Annotated in this window: 5 protein-coding genes; 4 read left to right on the top strand and 1 reads right to left on the bottom strand. The window is 40.6% G+C overall.

The genetic code is table 11. The annotated features are described in order from the left end of the window. A partial coding sequence (locus IIB39_11335; GenBank protein MCH8929288.1) for a transposase occupies nt 1-222 on the bottom strand: 222 nt, incomplete at its 3' end. 77 nt (nt 223-299) lie between these two features. On the opposite strand from IIB39_11335, the gene IIB39_11330 reads away from it, so the two are divergent. From IIB39_11330 to IIB39_11315, 4 genes are all read left to right on the top strand, one after another. Beyond that, the gene (locus tag IIB39_11330; protein MCH8929287.1) at nt 300-515 is read left to right on the top strand and encodes a hypothetical protein; all 216 of its coding nucleotides are present in this window, start codon (nt 300-302) and stop codon (nt 513-515) included. A gap of 296 nt (nt 516-811) precedes the next feature. Then, nucleotides 812-1,153, top strand: coding sequence for an FG-GAP repeat protein (locus IIB39_11325; protein MCH8929286.1), 342 nt, complete (start codon nt 812-814; stop codon nt 1,151-1,153). Between the two features lie 77 nt (nt 1,154-1,230). Then, the gene (locus tag IIB39_11320; GenBank protein ID MCH8929285.1) at nt 1,231-2,559 is read left to right on the top strand and encodes a nucleotide sugar dehydrogenase; all 1,329 of its coding nucleotides are present in this window, start codon (nt 1,231-1,233) and stop codon (nt 2,557-2,559) included. A gap of 7 nt (nt 2,560-2,566) precedes the next feature. After that, on the top strand, nt 2,567-2,737 hold the full coding sequence (locus tag IIB39_11315; GenBank protein MCH8929284.1) for a hypothetical protein: 171 nt from the start codon (nt 2,567-2,569) through the stop codon (nt 2,735-2,737). The last annotated feature ends 218 nt before the right edge of the window (nt 2,738-2,955 follow it).

Here is a 2,955-nt window from a genome sequence, read left to right as displayed (position 1 = left end):
ATAGAATATCGTTAACCTAAGGTTCTCCTTCTGGAGTATCTTCAATCTCCTGGCCTGATCTACACGCATTCCTCCAAACTCTTTACGCCAACGATAGAATGTCTGTCTACTAACTCCGATCTGCCTCGATGCCTCATCTGCATCCATACCCTGACTTATAAGTACTTCTGCCTCTCTTAACTTAATTATTATCTTCTCTGTGGTAAACTTCCTTGGTCGCATCTGACTTCCTCCTATTAGTTGAAATATACTAAATGTGTAACTCTGTAACTGTTCCAACTTTAGGGGGTAAGGTCAATGTGTTCTCGAGATTAGCGAAGAAAAAGTACAAATTCCCGAGAAAGGAAATAATAAAGACCTTCGCAGAGGACATTCTGAACGTGTACATAGAATACGATCCGAACTATAAAAAGGTAAAATACGAACATGCCGGCACAGGTCCTGATGATTTTTTGCACCTGCTTAATTACTCTGCAATCCTCGTGGAGATGTTCTACAAGGAACGTTTTAGGTGACGAAAAAAGATTGGTAATAGTGGCTCAGAACTTTTTAGGACTTTAAGCATAATTCGTAAAAATGATCGTTCATGAAACTGGAAAGAACCGCTAAACAAAGATTATTTTCTATTCCAAGGTTTATTGGTAAAACAGTTTATTAGTATAGATAACGATTATCTCTATAATGCATTTGGACTTTACTGTAAAATCAGACGCAGTTATATTGCGTTCCTTAACTAATGAGGAAGACTCACAGGGAGCATAGAATGTTCAAGTACATTACGTATCTACCTTTTATTTTAAATGCAATGGTAATGCTGATATTTCAGCAACTAGCTCACGCGCAAATCAGTGAATTTAAATTAACGGTGGCTGACAAAGCTGGGGATGATGCGATCGGATGGTCAGTCTCCGTTTCTGGTGATTATGCCATCGTAGGAGCTCCAGGCGATGCTGAAAATGGTAGTTATTCAGGTGGGGCATATCTGTTCAAACGTATGGGTAAGAGTTGGGAGGAGGAATCTAAATTATTTCCATCCGATAGAACGGAAGGTAATGAGTTCGGATCTTCAGTCTCTATCTCAGGAGATTATGTAGTCGTAGGAGCTAGGGGGAATGATGCTGCTGAAACGACAGATGACGTTCAAAGAAATTGAATCGGAGGTAGAGGGTTCCTCCTAAATTATAAATGCTCGAATTTTATGCGCGAAGTTAATTAACCAACGAGGTTAGTATGGGTTACGGAAACAATAAGTTATCAATAATCGGTTTGGGATATGTTGGGCTTCCCTTAGCGGTAGAATTTGCCAAGAATGGTGTGAATATTGTCGGAATTGATGTTGATGAAGTGAAGATAGAAAAAATTAAAAATGGTGAGAGCTATATCTCTGATCTCTCTTCCGAAGAACTGTCAACTGTGGTCACTAAGGGGGTATTATCCGCCACAACAGAACTTTCAGCAGTAAAGGATACCGATGCAATAATAATTTGTGTTCCCACACCGGTCACTGTTCATAAAACACCCGATGTATCATTTATAAAAAGCGTGGTTGATGGAATCGCCCCATACCTCCGTAATGGACATTTGGTAATTCTCAGGAGTACCACATATCCGGGCACCACCCGGGAATTTATTGTTCCAAAAATGGAAGCAGCAGGAATAAAGATCGGAACTGACGGTTATGTTGCCTTTGCGCCGGAAAGAGTTGATCCCGGAAGTGAAAAGTATACGTTTACCAATACGCCGATCGTTTTGGGCGGCATCACGGAAAAATGCACTGAAGAAGCCTCTAATCTGCTGTCTATGATAACGAATGATGTAGTGAAAGTGTCGAGTCCGGAAGTGGCGGAAATGGCGAAACTTCTTGAAAATATTTTCAGAAGCGTAAATATAGCGATGATAAATGAAATGGCAATGCTGTGCGACCGAATCGGAGGGATTGATATCTGGGAAGTGGTAAGAGCCGCTTCGACAAAACCGTTTGGATTTATGAAGTTCAATCCCGGACCGGGAATCGGAGGACATTGCATTCAGATTGATCCTTATTATCTTTCGTGGAAAGCGAAAGAGTATAATTTTTATTCTGATTTTATTGAGCATGCCGCTAAAACGAACGAAAATATGCCTCGTTACGTGGCAGACAGGACTATTCAAGCGCTTTCGATGTCACCGACTCCGCTGCCGGAATGCAGGGTTCTGATAATCGGAATCGCATATAAACCCGATATTGAAGATCTCCGTAACTCACCGGGTATCCACGTGTGGGAGTCTCTTTTGGAAAAAGGAGTAATAAACATTGAGTACCATGATCCGTTTGTCCCTAATTTTAAAGAGGATAACTTAGAGGGCGAATCAATCGAACTAAATGAAGAAATGCTGAAAGAGTTCGAGTGTGTGATAATTATTACCGATCATTCCAAAATAGAATGGCAGATGGTCTTTGATAATTCAAAATTCATTGTTGACACGCGCAACGCATCGGGCAAAATAAAAGAAGGAAAATCTAATTATTATTCACTTGGCGGTGGACAATTAGGAAAAAACAGAATTTTAGGAAAGTGATGTATCTATGACTGACAGGGTAAAAATATTAAGGGAGACGCTTAAAAAACGGATATTGGTGCTTGACGGCGCTACAGGAACCGCGCTCGGAGATGTTGCAACCACTCCTGAAGTATTCGGCGGCGAAAAGTATGAGGGTTTATATGAAGCGTTAAATCTTCACTCCCCCGAATTCTGACAGCGTGATTTCTCTAATAGCAAATATAGCAAAGGTTTTAGAGGACAGTAAGATGCAAAAGGTCACCAATAATGGTGACCAGTCTCCTTCAGCTCCCTGGGAGGGGCCAAAAGGCGAACACCTTTAGAATCGTTGTTTGCATTATCTATCATCAATATAAATATAGTCTTATGGCTGAAAATAATCTGAATCTAAGGATATCAAATGGTCGCATTTTG

The organism is Candidatus Neomarinimicrobiota bacterium (assembly GCA_022573815.1).
Lineage (GTDB): Bacteria > Fidelibacterota > SORT01 > SORT01 > SORT01 > JACZTG01.
Note: the sequence above shows the minus strand (reverse complement) of the source record. Positions and strands in the feature narration are given on the sequence as shown.